The sequence below is a fragment of the Pseudoxanthomonas sp. LjRoot125 genome (genome assembly GCF_964252705.1).
Taxonomy (GTDB): domain Bacteria; phylum Pseudomonadota; class Gammaproteobacteria; order Xanthomonadales; family Xanthomonadaceae; genus Pseudoxanthomonas_A.
In genome coordinates, this window is sequence record NZ_CAXUOY020000001.1 from 1208346 (window position 1) to 1224992 (window position 16647).

Genomic DNA, 16647 nt, shown 5'->3' on the forward strand with positions numbered 1-16647 from the left:
GTGGATATGTGCAGGGGAACCCCCTTGCACCCCCAGTGGCTACTTGGCCGACCAGAACATCTGAAGGGCTGGCTGCACCGCTGCGCCCGGGGTGTGGTCGTTGATGTCGGTTGCGCGAATCGTTGGGTGGAGCGCAGCCTTCCTGCCGGCTGCACGTACATCGGAGTCGACTATTGGACCACGGGGCGGAAAATGTACAGTGCGAAGCCCGACGTCTTCGGCGACGCTGCGCGACTCCCACTGCCGAGCGCCTCCGTGGACACGGTGGTGCTGTTCGAGGTCATGGAGCATCTGCGTGACCCGGATGCGGCGGCATCCGAGATTCGCCGCATCCTGAGGCCGGATGGAACACTGCTGCTCACCATGCCGTTCCTCTATCCGATCCATGATGCGCCTTATGATTACCAGCGTCTCACGCTTCATGGTCTCAAGCGGACCTTGAGCAATGCCGGGTTGGCCATCGAGGAGGTGGAAGAGAGTATGTCCGCGGCGGAGTCGGCCGGACTACTGCTCAATCTGGCCTTGAGTGGTTTGATGGCACAGGCAGTCGCTATTCGACATCCAGCATTGGTCTTTGCCCCCTTGCTTGCGATCCTCATGCCATTGATCAACATGGGTGCATGGTTGTCTGGCAGGCTACTGCCTTCTTGGCCGGCGTTCACGGCAGGCTATCGGGTCAGGGCCGTCTGCGAATGAGTGACGGGCCTGCCATCCTGCTCATAACATCGTCCTTCCCCATCAAGGGTGATGGCAGCGAAGCCGCAGGCGCGTTTGTCGCGGATCTGGCCGACGAGCTTGCTTCCAGTCGGTTCGTAAAGGTAGTGGCACCGGGCCGTCGCGCAGAAGTGGAAAGCTGGAGCGCGCGCGTACAGGTGCATCGATACCCGACATCTGAAGCGCCGCTGTCAACGCTCAAGCCTTGGGTGCCGTGGGACGCATTGGAGATTCTGCGAACCTTGCGGTCGGGGCAGAAAGCGACGGAAGCGGCGATGGCATCTGGACCGGTAGAGAGGATCATCGCGCTGTGGGTCTTGCCCTGCGGTGATTGGGCAATGCGCAGCGCAAAGCGGCATGGAGTTCCCTACGCGGCCTGGGCGCTGGGTAGCGATATTTGGAGCTTAGGCCGCATTCCATTCGTGCGACGACGCTTGGCGCAGGTGATGCGTGGGGCCAGCAAGCGTTGGGCTGACGGTGTACAGCTCGCACATGATGCGGAGACCATCTGTGGAGCGGGCGTTGAGTTCCTGCCCAGCACCCGCCGAACGGCAAGGCGGCGCATAGAGCCGCTGCGTTCGCGAGCGCCCTATCGATTGCTCTTCCTGGGGCGCTGGCATCCCAATAAGGGTATCGACCTGCTGTTGGATGCGCTGGCAATGTTAGGCAATGAGGACTGGGCACTTATCGAGCGCGTCGTGGTATGCGGTGGTGGCCCGCTAGAGGATATCGTCCGCGAGAAGATGTCGGCGTTTGCGTCAAACGGCCGTCCGGTCGAATTGCGTGGGTTCTTGGCGCGCGAGGCGGCAGAGCAAGCGCTTCTTGACGCGGACTGGCTGCTGATCCCGTCCCGAGTGGAGAGCATTCCGGTAGTCTTCTCGGACGCAATGAAGATGCGTTGCGCTGTCGTCGCAATGCCAGTGGGCGATCTTCCCGGGCTCATCAACGTATCCCGTGTAGGCGTGGTGGCACGGGAAGTCAGCGCACGGGCGTTTGCCGGCGCCCTGTCCGAGGCGTTGAGGAACTCGCCTGCCGTGCTGGGCGACAATCTTGACCAGACGGCAGTGCAGTTCGACCTTCCGAGCATTGCCGACAAGATACTGAAGCGATGGGATACAGCCGAATGAAGCGGCGCCCGCTTCTCACGAAGATCATCCTGTTGGGGGTCTTGGCTTGGTTTGCCTGGGTGCTTTATGTCGGTCGTGATGAGGTCGATAGCCTGCTGACCGGTGCGCGCTGGGACATCGCGGCGCTGTCCATCGTGGTGTTGACCGCAGCGAATGCGTTCGCTGGGGTCATTTATGCTTCCTGCATGGGAACGGGGAGCGACGTGCGGAAGAAACGCATGGTCATCATCGGAGCGTTCCTGTTGTCCCAACTGGCGAAGTACCTGCCGGGCCGCATCTGGGGCATCGTGATGCAAGTGGGCTTGCTCGATATGCCCGGTGCTTCTGCTCGAGTCCTGTCCGCCAATCTGGAGTTGGTGCTGGCGAATCTGATCATCGTGACTGGCGTGGGGGTTGCAGCGCTCTGCGGTGTCTATGCAGGGACAATCACTGCGGTTGCGATGTTGTCGGTGTTTGCAGTGATCGCGGCAGGCGCGCTGCGTTATCGTCTCGCAGATCGCTTCATCCATTGTCTTTGCCGGCGGTTTCCATCCTTAGCGCGTCGCCTTCGACTGGACGTCCAGGACGAGAGCCTTCTGGCATCTGAGATTCGTAGTGCGCGCAGCATGGATGGTCTACGTTCGGCCGGGTTGCTGGTGGCGTATGCGTTCTGTTACGCGCTGGGGTGGGGGCTGCTGATCGTTGCGCTGCTCGATATGCCTGAGGCGCATGCATTCGGGGTGCTTGCGGTGATGTCGCTGTCGCATCTGGTTGGCGTCGTCAGTCTGCTGCCCGGGGGGGTAGGAGCCAGGGAGCTGTCGATGGTCCTCCTTGCGCCTGCCGTCGAGTCGGCAACATCCCAAATGGTGCTCTTGGCGGCCGCATCGCGTGCAGCGATCCTTCTGGTGGATGCAGTGGGTGCTTTGATTGGCTGGGGCGCAATGGCTTTCGGATCGCAAGGGAGCGAGCACCATGTCTGACATCCGGACCGGGGTTTACCTAGTTCTCGAGATGATTCTCCGGGTCATGATTCATCCACGCTTGCGCGCGCGCCTTCTGAAGTGCTTGGGTGCGCGCGTAGGGGAGAATGTCCGCATCTACGACGTCCGCTTCATTAATCTGAGCTCAGGATTTTCCAACCTGTGCTTGGAGAGAGATGTCCATATCGGGACCGATTGCCTGATAGACCTGCAAGGACCGGTAACGATCGGCCAAGGCAGCGTGCTTGCCCCCCGCGTCGTCGTGATGAGTCACAGCGACCCTGGGTCATCGCATGGTGCGCCGCTATGCAATCGACATCCTCCGGAAGCCAATGGCGTAGTGGTAGGTCGGGACTGCTGGTTGGGAGCGGGCGCTATTGTCCTGTCCGGCAGCATTATCGGCGATGAGGTCACGCTGGGCGCCGGGGCGTTGGCGCGCGGCGTTCTGCGCTCTGGGAAAGTCTATGTAGGCGTGCCAGCGCGCGAACTCGCGAGTTGAGTTGAGCGGCGTCAGTCCCCTCGTTGGAATGGATCAGGGCCGCGCGGATAGGGCTGCTGCTTGCTGTTGGAGCTGCAGCAGCACTTGGCGGCCGGTCAGGTCATCTGACGGAATCTGGCGCTCAAGGTCGGAAATGATCCTGAGCCCTTCACTGCGATCACCATAAGCCAGTTCGAGTTGCGCCAGCAGCGCGGCGATGGGCGCTTCCGAGGCGGGACGACTGTATGCCGCTCGCGCCTGCATGATCGCGTTGTGAGGATCGCCGTCACGCAGATACAGTTGCGCGGCCTTGAATCTCAAGCGCCTCAGGTTGGCGTGATTCTGGGGGACTAGTGTCTGGTTGGCGAGCGTTACGAGATCTCGGGCCATGTCCTGCCTACCCAGCCCGCGGCACGGTGTTTTCTCCACGCCGTCAGCCAGGGCCTCGATACTTACCAGAAGATCTGCCTCCAAGTCCTGCATATGCCCAGCGAACGCAGCCTTCTTTGAGCGGGGATCCGCCTGGCCAGAGGTGGAGCACTCAATCAGCAAGCGCCAGATGCCGCTCAGACGCCGCGTGCTTTCTTGGTCCGATCCTGCGAGTGCATCGATGTGCCGCAGGGCCTCGGCGGGATCCGGCGGGTTCGCTTGCATGAAGGCCTGCGCGACATCCACACGCAGCCACCGCGAATGGGGGTGGTACTTCAACCCTTGGGTGAGCAACGCCTGCTGCGATTGCCAGACCTGCGCGCGAGCGTGCGTGGCGAGCGCAAGCGCGACAAGGAAGGCGAAGATTCCAAGGGTGAAGATTTTCTGGGGGTGGTCCATGCGACGAGACAGGCATTGCCCGCCCCAGATTGCCAGGCTGGCGAGCGCCCACAACGCGCCCGCTGAAGGCAGGTATGCGCGGTGTTCAAAATACATTAGCAGCGGGAAGACGCTTGATTCGAGCGCCTGGGCAATGAGGTAGAAGCCCAGCCCTAGCCCAACGCCCGGTACGCGCGTACGCAACCGGATCGCGGCAACCAGTGCTGCGACCCAACCCAGCCAAGCGAGCAGCGTGGAGGCGGGCGTCAACCATCCACGTGAAATGGTGTAATCGTCATGGTACAGCCCCAGGCGCGGCCCGTGGGGAAGGACCAGTGCCCCCATGTAGTCCCACAGCACCCGACCCTGCGTCATCAGTCGCTCGGACAGCGTGAAGGGTCGATTCGCGTATTCCGAGACGATGAAGGGCGACTGCGTCAGAGTAAGGGCGAGTGCAACCAGTGCGGGTGCTACCAGCCCGATCGCTATGACCGCCCAAGACAAAGGATGGCGTCGCTTGCCCGTGGCGGGCGCGAACACCCACCATTCGATCAGAGCACACAGCGCGGGTGCCAGCACCCCATTTTCCTTGGAGAAAACGGCAAGGAGGACGCATGCGCCCGCGCTGCTGAAGAGAGTAAGCGCCCGCAACTGCCGTCCGGCCGTGAGTGCCTCGCGAGCGGAGATGTAGAGGATCAGCGTGGCCAACGTGAAGAGCGTCGACAGCATCGCCATACGTTGGATGACATACAGCGTGGTGCTCACCTGCAGGGGGTGCAGGAGCCATATGCCCGCTACGATGCAAGGCGCCCAGCGAAGCGCCATCGCATGCATGCCCTGGACAGGCGCTCCCACCCGCGAGAGTCGCGTCAGTAGCAGATACACCAGAAGACCGTTGATCAAATGAATGACCAGATTGCCTAGCTTAAGGCCCCAGATGCCCGGCCCCAGGAGCTGAATATTCAACACCAGGCTGGCCATCGACACCTGGCGTCCGAGGAGGCCGGAGGCGTTATCCAGCACGACACGCCAGCCGCTGGTGTTGCCGGCAAGCCACTCTGTCAAGGGTGCCAGATTCTGGTGGTCGTCAAACACCAGCGGACCAGACAAGCCGGGCCAATAGGCCACGCAGCCGACCACGAGAAGCAACAGGAAGAGCCAAACAGGTCTGGTCACGCATAGTCCCCAAAAAAAAGCCCCGGCACATGGCCGGGGCCTTCTTGAAGCTTAGCCGATCAGGCGATCAGCGGCACTTGGCCGGCAGATACTTGTCCTGGATGGTCGAGGCCGAGCACGACCAGGTCAGCTGCGCGGTGCTGCCGATGCGCGTGGGGGTCATCACCAGGTTGCCCGTGGTGCCCGTGGCAGCGGTCACGGCGACGGTGATGACGCCGTTGGCGCCCGTGAGCACGCTGGTCACGAAGCTGGTGGCGCCCGGGAACGAATAACCGGCGGCGGTGTTCGTGGCCGGCAGGGTGCCGGTGGACGACAGCGTTTCCGCAACGGCCAGCTTGGCCGGAGCCGCCATGGTCATGGCTTCCGACACCTTGGCGCGCACGGAGTAATCCTGATAGGCCGGGATCGCGATGGCCAGCAGGATGCCCAGAATGGCGATGACGATCATCAGTTCGATCAGGGTGAAGCCCTGCATGTTCTTCTTCATAACAATTCCCCTTTCAGGATTTGGCTTGGATGGTAGGGACACACATGCCCCGTGTCCCTAGCATGGACCGTGGGCGCCGCGCGAACGGCTGCACGTGGCTAGGATGATGGAGCAGGATGTGTGCCAACTTTCAGTGCCCCCAGCGGTTCCCCCAAACCTTTCCCGGAATGGAACCCAGACGCCGAAGTCGGGGGCGACTATCGCATCATTTAATGGCGATGTGTATCGGGAAACACGGTCATTCCGGGGCGCGATCACAGATTCACACATTGCAGCGGCGGCCTCCGTTTTCGTCAAAGCACTGACGCTGAAATGGTCATGTGACGCGACGCGTCACATTGTGACGCTGAGGGGCGGACGAGATCGTCCGGAAGGTGTCTTGATCGCCTGCAACGCGCAGTACCGGTGGGCGAAAGTGCAGGCGCGACGGTTCTTCGACGGCTGAGGCGTCTCTGCCGGCGGTCACTTCCGCCTACTCCATCCCCAGCTTCTTCAACTTGTAGCGCAGCGCCCGGAAAGTGATGCCGAGCTGGGCGGCGGCCTTGGTCTTGTTCCAACGGTTTTCTTCCAGGGCCTTCTGGATGGCGGCGCGTTCGAGTTGCTCGATGTAGTCGGGCAGGGCGCCTGCGGCGGGGTCCACGTCCACGGCACCAGGGGCGTCGCGGATGACCTCGCCGGGACTGAAATCGACGCCGAACTTCTTGCCGGCCGGGGCCTGGGGCAGGTACAGGTCGTCGATCTCGATGCTGTGGCCTTCGGACATGGCGAGGGCGCGCTCGAGGATGTTCTCCAGCTCGCGCACGTTGCCGGGGAAGGCGTAGCGGCCCAGGGCCTCCATGGCTTCGGGCGATACCGAGGGCGACATCCGGCCGTGCTGGTTGGCCAGGCGTTCGAGGATCGCGCTGGTCAGCTGGGCCAGATCGCCGGTGCGCTCGCGCAGCGGCGGGACCCGCAACTCGATCACGTTGATGCGGTAGTACAGGTCATGGCGGAAGCGGCCGTCGGCTGCGAGTTCGCCAAGGTCCTTGTGGGTGGCCGACAGGATGCGGACATCCACCTGCACTTCGCTGGACGCGCCCACCGGGCGGACGGCCTTCTCCTGGATCGCGCGCAGCAGCTTGACCTGCATCGGCAGCGGCAGCTCGGCGACCTCGTCGAGGAAGAGGGTGCCGCCGTTGGCCGCCTGGAACAGGCCCTGCTTGTCGGCATGCGCGCCGGTGAAGCTGCCCTTCTTGTGGCCGAAGAACTCGCTTTCCATCAGTTCGGCGGGGATCGCGCCACAGTTCACCGGCACGAACGGTCCGGACGCGCGCGCGCCCTGCTCGTGGATGGTGCGCGCGACCAGCTCCTTGCCGGTGCCGGATTCGCCCATGATGTAGACGGGCGCCTGGCTGCGGGCGACCTTGCCGATCGTCTCGCGGAGCGACGCCATGGCAGCAGAGTTGCCCAGCAGCCGGCTGGCCTGCTCCGGCGGGGGCGGCGGGGGCGGTGCGCGCTCGGCGTTGTTGAGCTCCAGTGCGTGCTTCACCAGGCCGCGCAGCACGGCCAGGTCGACCGGCTTGCTGACGAAGTCGAAGGCGCCGGCTTTCAGGGCCTCGACCGCCAGCTCGATGTTGCCGAAAGCGGTAATCATCGCCACCGGCGTATTCGGATAGTTGCGCGAAATCTCGCCGACCAGGTCGATGCCGTTGCCGTCGGGCAGGCGCATGTCGGTGAAGCAGAGATCGTAGGTGTTGCGGGTCAGCAACTCGCGGGCTTCGCCCACGTTGGCCGCGGTGTCGATGCGCAGGCCCATGCGGCCCAGCGTCAGCGTCAACAGCTCACGGATATCACGTTCGTCGTCGACGATCAGGGCGCTACGGCTTTGATTCATGCATCCCCCTCATGCCCCTGTGCGGCCAGTGTAACGGCTGAATGTTAATCATGATAGGCGAGCGCAGCGGGGGCGTCGCGCTCAAGCCGGCAACAACGCATGCGGGCCTGGGAGGGTGATGCGGAAGCAACTGCCGCCGCCGGGCACGGGCACGTATTCCAGCGTGGCCTGGTTGGCGCGGCACAGTTCGCGGGCGATGTAGAGGCCCAGCCCGGTGCCGTGCTCTGAGGTGGTGAAGAAAGGGCGGAACAACTGGGCGGCCACCGCCTCCGGGATGCCCGGGCCGCGGTCCATCACGTCGATGGTCGGCCGACCCTCCGCGTTGAACACCCGCAGGCGCACCCGCGCCGATTCACCGGGCAGGCGGCCGTAGTTGAGCGCGTTCTGCACCAGCACGGTGACGACCTGCTGCAGGTGGCGGGGATCGACCAGCGCGGGAACCGGCCGGGCGCCAATGATGGGCTCCAGCGTATCGGTCTCGATCGACAGGGTCTGCTGGTACTCGTCGACGAACCGGCGGGCGAACGTGTTGAGGTCCACGTGTTCCGGTGTGGCGCGTTCGCGGCGGGCCAGGCCGAGCACGCTTTCGACGATGCCGTTGGTGCGCTGGCATTGCTGGTGGATGATCTGCAGCAGGCGACGATCGCCGTCGGTGACCTGCTGGGATTCCTCAAGCAGCTGCACGGCGTAGTTGATGGCGGCCAGCGGGTTGCGGATTTCGTGCGCGAGGCTGGCGGAGAAGCGGCCGAGGGCGGCCAGGGTCAGGGACTCGGCGCGGCGGGAGACCACGGTGGCATCGTCCAGGAAGATCAACGAGGTCTCGCTGTCCGCCAGCAGGCGGGCGAACCGGGGCTGGACCTCCGGTTGCTCCGGCGATAGTTGCATCGGCGATTCGTCGGTCTGCCAGCCATTGCGCCAGCGTTGCAGGCGACGGGCAAGCTCGGGCGCGGCGTGCAGCAGCGAAACGCCTTTCCCATCCGTGCCCTGGCCATCGGCCCCATCGCCCAGCAGCAGGCTCGCGGCTTCGTTGGCCAGTTTGATGTGGTTGTCGGCATCGACCACCAGCACGCCGGTGCGCATGCGACGGATGATCAGTTCGTTGACCTCAAACAGGTTGGCGACTTCCTCGCCGCGCTTGTCCGCCAATGCCTGGCTCGTCCGCGCTTTCTGCCCGGCCTGATGGGCCAGGTAGGCCAGCGCCAGATAGCTGACCGCGAACATGATGACCTCGGCCACCGAGCGGCTCGTCGTGCTGTCGTGGGACAGGGTGAAGAAGTACTCGCCGAACAGCGCCGCGATCGCGATCAACGCCACCAGCAACGCCATGCGCGTGGAGGGCAGCAGCAGGGCGGCCGCCGAGACGTTGAACAGCAGCATCATCGCGATGCCGGCGGTGGCGCCGGGCAGGGCATGGGTTGCGAGGGTGGCGGCCGCGACGTCGATGCAGACGCTCGCAAAGACGATCCACGTCAACCAGCCGACGTTGCGGCCCACGAAGAACAGGACGAGGGCAAGGACCAGGTAGCCGATGGTGACGGCCGTGCCGAGCTCGGCGTGCCTGGGCTGGCCCAGCACTTCGCCGAGGGGGCTGAACAACAGTGCAGCCAGGATTCCCGCTTCCAGAAGCCGGTACAGCGCGAAGAAATACAGCTCGCGGCGCGGTACCGATTCGATGCGGGACAGGAGCGACTGGGCCTGGCGCAAACGCGTACTTCCCCTGTAGCGAGGCCCCCAGTATAGGCATGACGGCCCCCGCATGGCCCAGCGAGTCCTTTTCCACCAAAGGCTTAGACCCGAGGTTTTGCGCCCCCCGCCCCGGTCAGCGACAATAGGGGGCTTGCCCACGCCGCTGCCCCTGGCACCGGCCGTGGGCGATGTCTTCTGTTCCCTACCCACGGTGACGCATGAATTTCCACGAATATCAGGCCAAGCAGCTGCTGGCCGAGTACGGCATCCCGGTCCCGGCCGGCAAAGTCGCCTCCACGGCGGACGAAGCGGTCGCGGCCGCCACGTCCCTCGGCAACGGCCCCTGGATGGTCAAGGCCCAGATCCACGCAGGCGGCCGCGGCAAGGCCGGCGGCGTCAAGTTCTGCAAGACCACCGACGACGTGAAGGCGGCTGCCGCCAAGATGCTGGGCACCAAGATGGCCACCTACCAGACCGCCGGCGTCGAGCTGCCGGTCAACCTGGTGCTGGTGACCACCGCTGGCGAGATCGTCAAGGAGCTGTACCTGTCGGTCCTGGTGGACCGCGGCACCCGCACCATCACCTACATCGCCTCGTCCGAGGGCGGCGTGGAGATCGAGCAGGTCGCGGCCGAGACGCCGGACAAGATCCACAGCCTCAACGTCGACTTCGTCGAAGGCGTGCAGCCGTACCAGGGCCGCGAGTTCGGCTTCAAGATGGGTCTGACCGCCAAGCAGGCGGGCCAGTTCGCCAACATCATGGTGAACCTGTACCGCATCTTCAACGAGAAGGACCTGGCGCTGGTCGAGATCAACCCGCTGGCGATCCTGGACGACGGCAACCTGTACGCGCTGGACGGCAAGTTCAACAGCGACGACAACGCCAGCTTCCGCCACAAGGACCTGGTCGCCATGCGCGACAAGAGCCAGGAAGACGAGACCGAAGTGCTGGCCTCGGAGATGGACATCAACTACGTGACCATGGACGGCAACATCGGCTGCATGGTCAACGGCGCCGGCCTGGCGATGGCCACCATGGACGTCATCAAGCTCAACGGCGGCGAGCCGGCGAACTTCCTCGACGTCGGCGGCGGTGCCAACAAGCAGCGCGTGATCGAGGCGTTCAAGCTGATCCTGTCCTCCGACAAGGTCGAGGGCATCTTCGTGAACATCTTCGGCGGCATCGTCCGCTGCGACATGATCGCCGAAGGCATCATCGCCGCGGTGAAGGAAGTGGGCGTCAAGGTGCCCGTGGTGGTCCGCCTGGAAGGCACGAACGTGGAAGAAGGCAAGCAGCTGCTGCGCGACAGCGGCATGGCCATCATCCCGGCCGACAACATCAACGACGGCGCCAAGAAGGTCGTTGAAGCGGTCAAGGCCGCCGCCTAATCCACGTCACCGAACCAGGAATCTCCCATGAGCGTTTTGATCAACAAGAACACGAAGGTGATCGTGCAGGGCTTCACCGGCCAGCAGGGCACCTTCCACGCCACCCAGATGATCGAGTACGGCACCCAGGTGGTCGGCGGCGTGACCCCGGGCAAGGGCGGCACGACCCACATCGACCTGCCGGTGTTCGACACCGTCGCCGATGCCGTCAAGAGCACGGGCGCCGACGCGTCCGTCATCTACGTGCCGCCGCCGTTCGCGGCCGACGCCATCCTCGAAGCGGCCGCGGCCGGCATCAAGGTCATCGTCTGCATCACCGAGGGCATCCCGGTCCTGGACATGCTGCGCGTCAAGAACGTGCTGACCCGCGCCCATCCGGACACCGTGCTGGTCGGCCCGAACTGCCCCGGCGTGATCACGCCGGGCGAGTGCAAGATCGGCATCATGCCTGGCCACATCCACATGCCGGGCAAGATCGGCATCGTTTCGCGCTCGGGCACGCTGACCTATGAAGCGGTCAAGCAGACCACCGAGGTGGGCCTGGGCCAGTCGACCTGCATCGGCATCGGCGGCGACCCGATCAACGGCCTGAACTTCGTCGACTGCCTGAAGCTGTTCAACGAAGACCCGCAGACCGAAGGCATCATCATGGTCGGCGAGATCGGCGGCGATGCCGAGGAGGCCGGCGCCGAGTACATCAAGCAGTTCGTCAAGAAGCCGGTCGTGGGCTTCATCGCCGGCGCGTCGGCCCCGGCCGGCAAGCGCATGGGCCATGCCGGTGCGATCGCCAGCGGCGGCAAGGGCACGGCGGAAGGCAAGTTCGCGGCGATGGAAGCCGCCGGCGTCACCACGGTGCGCTCGCCGGGCGACCTGGGTGCGGCCATCGCGGCCCGCCTGAAGAAATAAGGCCAGCCGCCACCGGCCTCGTGGAAAGCCGCCCCCGGGCGGCTTTCTGCGTTTCCGGCCCCTTAAACCTTCCTGCACGAACGGGCATCGTAGTCAGTATGCTGAATGCAACCGTCATGGAACCCATCGCCGACAGCCCCTCGCCGGATGCGGCCGCCGCCGTGGACAGTGCCTTGGCACGGTCTGCCGCAGGTGGCGACACGCAGGCTTTCGAGGCGCTCTACCGCCGCCACGCCGGGCGCGTGCATGGCGTCATCCAACGCCTGGTCGGTTTCCACGGCGTGCGCGCGGAGGACCTGACCCAGGAAGCTTTCGTGCGCGCGTGGCAGGCGCTGCCGGCCTTCCGGTTCGAAAGCGCCTTCGGCACCTGGCTGCATCGGCTGGCCGTGAATACCGCGCTGATGGAGTTGCGCAGCCGCCGCAACGGTCCCCGCTTCGATGAGGACGAGGACGCCATCGAGGGACTGGGCCTGGCCGACAGCGCGGGGCAGACCACGGCCCTTTCGATGGACCTGGAGCGGGCCGTCGCCACCCTGCCGCCGCGCGCCCGCGCGGTCCTGGTCCTGTACGACGTCGAAGGCTGGAAGCACGAAGAGATCGCCGCCGAGCTGGGCATGGCGGTAGGCAGTTCAAAAGCCCAGTTGCACCGTGCGCGGCACTTGCTGCGCGAGCGCTTAGGAGTACACGCATGAGCCCCCACGACCCCACTTCGCCGTCCGACGACGCACTGCGCTGGCAATTGCGCGCGCTGCGCCAGGACACGCCGCCAACGCGCGACCTGTGGCCCGATATCGCCGCGCGACTGGCATCGGCACCCCAGCACGCTATCGCACCGAAGCGACGGGTTCTGGCCCCGTTCGCGCTGGCCGCCTCCGTGCTGTTGGCGGTCGCCGTGACGTGGCAGCTGCAGCGTACGCCTACCGGCGACGCGGTGATCCAGCGCGAGGCCGCCGCCCTGACCCGCGACTACACCGGCGCGCTGGCGCAGTTGGATGTGCAGGCGAAGGGTTCGCCCGAATACGGCCCGGCGCTGCACGCGCTGGATGAGAGCGCGGCGGAGATCCGCCATGCCATCGCCACCGATCCCAACGCGCGCTTCCTGCTCGACCAATTGCGCCGTACCTACGCCCGCCGCCTGGTGTTGACCCAGCGCGCGGCCATGACCTGAGGAGTTCCCCATGCGTACGACACTTTCCTTCTCCCTGCTGCTGGCGATGGCGCTGGTCGCGCCCACGGCACTCGCCCAGACCGCCATCAACGAGACCCGCCCGTTGGACGCGCGCGGCCGCGTGGACATCAGCAACCTCAAGGGCCGCATCGAAGTGCGCGGTTGGGAGCGCAACGAAGTGCAGGTGACCGGCACGCTCGGCAAGGGCGTGGAGAAATTGGACATCGACGGTTCCGGCCCGCAGGTCAGCATCGAGGTGCGCTACCCGAAGAACAATGGCTGGGGTGGCGAAAAGACCGGTCCGACCGATCTGGTGGTGATGGTGCCGCTGCGTGCCGATCTGGATGTCGAGTCGGTGGCCGCCGATGTGCATGTCACCGGACTGGCGTCCAGCGAGATGTCCATCAGCACGGTGAGCGGCGGCGTCGTGGCCGCCGCCGCCCCGCGCAAGGCCGACGTCGAGACCGTAAGCGGCAACGCCACCCTGACGCTCAACAGCGACGATGTCGATGTCGCCACCGTGAGCGGTTCGATCCTGTTGCGTGGCCGCCTCGCCGGCGAGATCGACGCGGAGACGGTGTCCGGGCGTATCGAAGTGATCGTCAACGGCGAGAAAGTCCGCGACTTGGGCGCAAGCACGGTCAGTGGTCGCGTGGAGGTCAGCACCGACGTGGCGCCTGCAGGCGAGATCAGCATGGAATCCGTCAGTGGCGACCTGATCCTGCGGCTGCCGAAGAACGTGTCCGCGCAGGTGAGCGGAGAGAGTTTCAGCGGCTCGCTCAAGGCAACAGGCGTCACCATCGAGAAGCGTCGCGGGCCCGGATCGAGCTTCACGACGCGCTACGGCGATGGCAGCGCGCGCGTGAGCGTGGAGACGTTCTCCGGCAGTGCCGAAGTGCGAGTCGAGTAAGCGAGCGCTTAAGTAACGTATTCGGGACCGCGATGCTGCATCGCGGTCCCGTTTTCATTTCTGAATAGGCCTCGCCGTCTTTGCCGCGATGGCCGCCCGACGTGCGGCGCCGAGCCGATAGTTTCGTTACATCAGAAACTGTTTCCCAAGTAACTGATTGGGCTGGAAAAAACGCTTTTTTCTCAGAAAATCAGCGGGTTCTTTTCATCGCCGTAAAATTTACGTTATCCTTCGGACACCAGTCGCAGCCGTTGGCGTCTGAACCATTGGCCGAGATCGCGAGATCTCGGTCGTTTAATTGAACTTTGGAGAGAGAGCCTCTAAATGACCAACCTCAAGAAGCTGCCCAGCGCAATCAAGTTTGCGTTGTTTGTCAGCGCGGCATCGCTGGCTACCGGCAACGCGTTCGCCCAGGAAGCCGAGAGTTCCAGTTCGGACACCAAGACCCTTGACCGCATCGAAGTGACGGGTTCGCGCATCAAGCGCGCCGACATCGAAGGTGCGCTGCCGGTCACCGTGATCAGCCGCCAGGACATCGAGATCAGCGGCAAGGTCTCCGTGGCCGAACTGCTGCAGAACTCCACGTTCAACTCGTTCGGTTCGTTCACGCCGGCTTCCGGTAGCTCGGCCCAGTCGTTCTCCGAACTCAGCCTGCGTGGCCTGGGTGGCGGTCGCACGCTGATCCTGATCGACGGCCGTCGTGCACCGACCTCGCCGCAGAGCGGCATTGGCCAGGACCTGAACTCGATCCCGCTCGCCGCTGTTGAGCGCGTCGAAATCCTGACCGACGGTGCCTCGGCCATCTACGGTGCCGACGCACTGGGTGGCGTGGTCAACATCATCACGCGCAAGGACTTCAACGGCGCTGAGATCACTTTCGGCAAGGGCGACAGCTACCGCGGTGGCGACACCGAGGAAGCCTCGGCCATGTTCGGCGTCTCTGGCGATCGTGGTCGCTTGATTGCTGGCGTGTCGTACAACAGCCGCGGCATCAATTACATTTCGGATCTGCCGTGGGTGGGTGCCGGCGCTTCGTCGTACGGCAACAACTACTACAACTTCGCGCTTGACGCGAACGGCAACCGCGCTCCCACCGCCAATCGCGGTGCAGTGGGCGGTCAGGGAGCGGCCACGCGCGGTCAGGGTTGTACCGATCCGGGCTTCTACCTGAGCTTCAACTCCCGTGCCAATCTGTGGAGCTGCTTGTACGACTTCAATCTCGTGGCCGCGGACACCGCGTCGATCGACCAGAAGGGTGCGTTCGCACGCGGCGACTACCAGATCAACGACGACTGGAATGTCTACTTCTCCAGCAGCGTGACCCGCGTGGAAAGCTTCGGTCGTTTCGCGCCGACGCCGGAATACATCTTCATCACCGCCGCCAGCCCGAACAACCGCCGTGGCGTCGACACGCTGGTCAAGCACCGCTTTGCCGCGCTGGGCCCGCGTGACAACTACGATGATACCAACGTCTACGACTTCAACATGGGTTTCAACTGGCAGGCGACCGACAAGATCGCGCTGGATTTCGGCCTGCGTCGTAACGAGTCGAGCTTCAAGTCGTTTGGTCAGAACTACGTCAACATCCCGGTCGCGACGCAGCTGTTCGAGTCGGGTGCTTACGATATCTTCAATCCGGCTGCCAACTCCGAAGCCGTCATGAACGAGATCCGTACTACGACCTCGCGCAATGGTTTCTACAAGCAGGACGAGTTGTACGCGCAGGCCACGTTCGACCTGTTCGAAATGGGCGGCGGCACCTCCGTGCTGGCCCTGGGTGCCGAGTACCGCGAAGACGACTACGCCGACATCTACGACGCGCAGTCCGCTGCCGGCAACGTCGGTGGTTCGTCGGGCAACTCGTCCTTCGGCAACCGCACGCTGACCTCGTTCTACGGCGAATGGATCTTCCCGGTCCTGAGCAACTTCGAGATCGATCTGGCGGCCCGTTACGACGACTACTCGGACTTCGGCGACAGCACCTCGCCCAAGATCTCGTTCCGCTACCAGCCGCTGGACAACCTGACCCTGCGCGCGTCGTACGGCGAAGGCTTCCGTGCGCCGCCGCTCAACATCATCAACCAGCTGGATTCGTTCTCGGCTGACACGGTGGTGGACGCGCCGACCGCTACCCAGCTGGGCGTCCTCCCGACGACAGCGATCCAGATCAACGGCCTGCGCGTTGCGACGCCGGAACTGGAACCGGAAGAGTCCAGCCAGTGGAGCGCCGGCGTTGTTTGGGATCCGACCGACTGGCTGAACCTGAGCCTCGATTACTACAACATCGAGATCGAGAACCAGCAGCGCTTCTACTCCGCGCAGACGGTCATCAACCGTCAGCGCCAGGGCCAGTTCCTGCCGTCGCACCTGTACGTGACCCGCGATCCGGGCACGCAGGCGATCATCCAGGTTCGCGCTGGTTGGGGTAACGAAGGTCTGGTGAACACCGACGGCCTGGATTTCCGCGCCGGTACGAACTTCGACTTCGGCACCTGGGGCGAGCTGAAGAGCCAGCTGCAGGTCAGCTTCGTCAACAGCTACGAGATCTCGTCGCCGATCTCCGGTTCGACCGAGTACGTCAACCTCTCGGATTACCCCGAGTGGCGCGCCAGCTTGTTCAACACCTGGAGCAAGGGTGATTTCTCGGTGTCGTGGACGGTCAATGCGATCGACTACACCCCGGAAGCCTATGTCGACCTGTTCGAGACGAACTACGGCTATAGCTGCCAGGACACCGTGGATGCTGGCTACGCGTACAAGTGCAGCGGCATCTACGTGACCCACGACCTCCAGGCGAGCTACAAGACGCCCTGGAACGGCAAGGTCACGCTGGGCGCGATCAACGTGACGAACAAGAAGCCGCGTCTGGACCAGTCCTTCACGCCTGGCTACAACAGCTTGCTGTTCAACGCGTACGGCCGTCAGGTGTACCTGCGCTACACGCAGACGTTCTGATCCATCGGAACAC

The 16647-nt window shown here is 64.1% G+C and carries 14 protein-coding genes; 10 read left to right on the forward strand and 4 right to left on the reverse strand.

Annotated features, from left to right (window positions below):
- Nucleotides 1-6 precede the first annotated feature (6 nt).
- The 4 genes from ACSION_RS05480 to ACSION_RS05495 are packed head-to-tail and all read left to right on the forward strand — an operon-like array spanning nt 7 to nt 3299.
- The gene (locus tag ACSION_RS05480; protein WP_435306660.1) at nt 7-696 is read left to right on the forward strand and encodes a class I SAM-dependent methyltransferase; all 690 of its coding nucleotides are present in this window, start codon (nt 7-9) and stop codon (nt 694-696) included.
- The gene (locus tag ACSION_RS05485; RefSeq protein ID WP_435305186.1) at nt 693-1841 is read left to right on the forward strand and encodes a glycosyltransferase; all 1149 of its coding nucleotides are present in this window, start codon (nt 693-695) and stop codon (nt 1839-1841) included. The genes ACSION_RS05480 and ACSION_RS05485 overlap by 4 nt, the downstream gene beginning before the upstream one ends.
- Complete coding sequence (locus ACSION_RS05490) at nt 1838-2800, forward strand: lysylphosphatidylglycerol synthase domain-containing protein (RefSeq protein ID WP_435305187.1); 963 nt, start codon at nt 1838-1840, stop codon at nt 2798-2800. The genes ACSION_RS05485 and ACSION_RS05490 overlap by 4 nt, the downstream gene beginning before the upstream one ends.
- A complete protein-coding gene (locus ACSION_RS05495) occupies nt 2793-3299 on the forward strand; it encodes an acyltransferase (protein WP_435305188.1) in 507 nt (168 codons plus the stop codon). Before ACSION_RS05490 ends, ACSION_RS05495 begins: the two co-directional genes overlap by 8 nt.
- Before the next feature lie 33 nt (nt 3300-3332).
- On the opposite strand, the gene ACSION_RS05500 is transcribed toward ACSION_RS05495, so the two are convergent.
- From ACSION_RS05500 to ACSION_RS05515, 4 genes are all read right to left on the reverse strand, one after another.
- Nucleotides 3333-5261, reverse strand: a complete 1929-nt coding sequence (locus tag ACSION_RS05500; protein WP_435305189.1) for a hypothetical protein — start codon at nt 5259-5261, stop codon at nt 3333-3335.
- Between the two features lie 67 nt (nt 5262-5328).
- The gene (locus ACSION_RS05505) at nt 5329-5748 is read right to left on the reverse strand and encodes a pilin (protein ID WP_435305190.1); all 420 of its coding nucleotides are present in this window, start codon (nt 5746-5748) and stop codon (nt 5329-5331) included.
- Between the two features lie 472 nt (nt 5749-6220).
- The gene (locus ACSION_RS05510; RefSeq protein ID WP_435305191.1) at nt 6221-7621 is read right to left on the reverse strand and encodes a sigma-54-dependent transcriptional regulator; all 1401 of its coding nucleotides are present in this window, start codon (nt 7619-7621) and stop codon (nt 6221-6223) included.
- A gap of 81 nt (nt 7622-7702) precedes the next feature.
- Nucleotides 7703-9325 carry a sensor histidine kinase gene (locus ACSION_RS05515; RefSeq protein WP_435305192.1) on the reverse strand — a complete coding sequence of 541 codons (1623 nt, stop codon included), beginning with the start codon at nt 9323-9325 and terminating at the stop codon, nt 7703-7705.
- 200 nt (nt 9326-9525) lie between these two features.
- Between ACSION_RS05515 and sucC the strand changes: the two genes are divergently transcribed.
- From sucC to ACSION_RS05545, 6 genes are all read left to right on the forward strand, one after another.
- Nucleotides 9526-10695 (forward strand): ADP-forming succinate--CoA ligase subunit beta, encoded by a 1170-nt coding sequence (sucC, locus tag ACSION_RS05520; RefSeq protein WP_093490206.1) that lies wholly within the window; start codon nt 9526-9528, stop codon nt 10693-10695.
- 27 nt (nt 10696-10722) lie between these two features.
- Nucleotides 10723-11601: a succinate--CoA ligase subunit alpha gene (gene sucD / locus ACSION_RS05525; protein ID WP_056878046.1), complete on the forward strand. Its 879-nt coding sequence runs from the start codon at nt 10723-10725 to the stop codon at nt 11599-11601.
- Between the two features lie 116 nt (nt 11602-11717).
- Complete coding sequence (locus ACSION_RS05530; RefSeq protein ID WP_435305193.1) at nt 11718-12293, forward strand: RNA polymerase sigma factor; 576 nt, start codon at nt 11718-11720, stop codon at nt 12291-12293.
- Nucleotides 12290-12769, forward strand: a complete 480-nt coding sequence (locus ACSION_RS05535; protein WP_435305194.1) for a hypothetical protein — start codon at nt 12290-12292, stop codon at nt 12767-12769. Before ACSION_RS05530 ends, ACSION_RS05535 begins: the two co-directional genes overlap by 4 nt.
- A 10-nt stretch (nt 12770-12779) precedes the next feature.
- Nucleotides 12780-13679 (forward strand): DUF4097 family beta strand repeat-containing protein, encoded by a 900-nt coding sequence (locus tag ACSION_RS05540; RefSeq protein WP_435305195.1) that lies wholly within the window; start codon nt 12780-12782, stop codon nt 13677-13679.
- A 324-nt stretch (nt 13680-14003) separates the two neighbouring features.
- A complete protein-coding gene (locus tag ACSION_RS05545; protein WP_435305196.1) occupies nt 14004-16634 on the forward strand; it encodes a TonB-dependent receptor plug domain-containing protein in 2631 nt (876 codons plus the stop codon).
- Nucleotides 16635-16647: the final 13 nt, after the last annotated feature.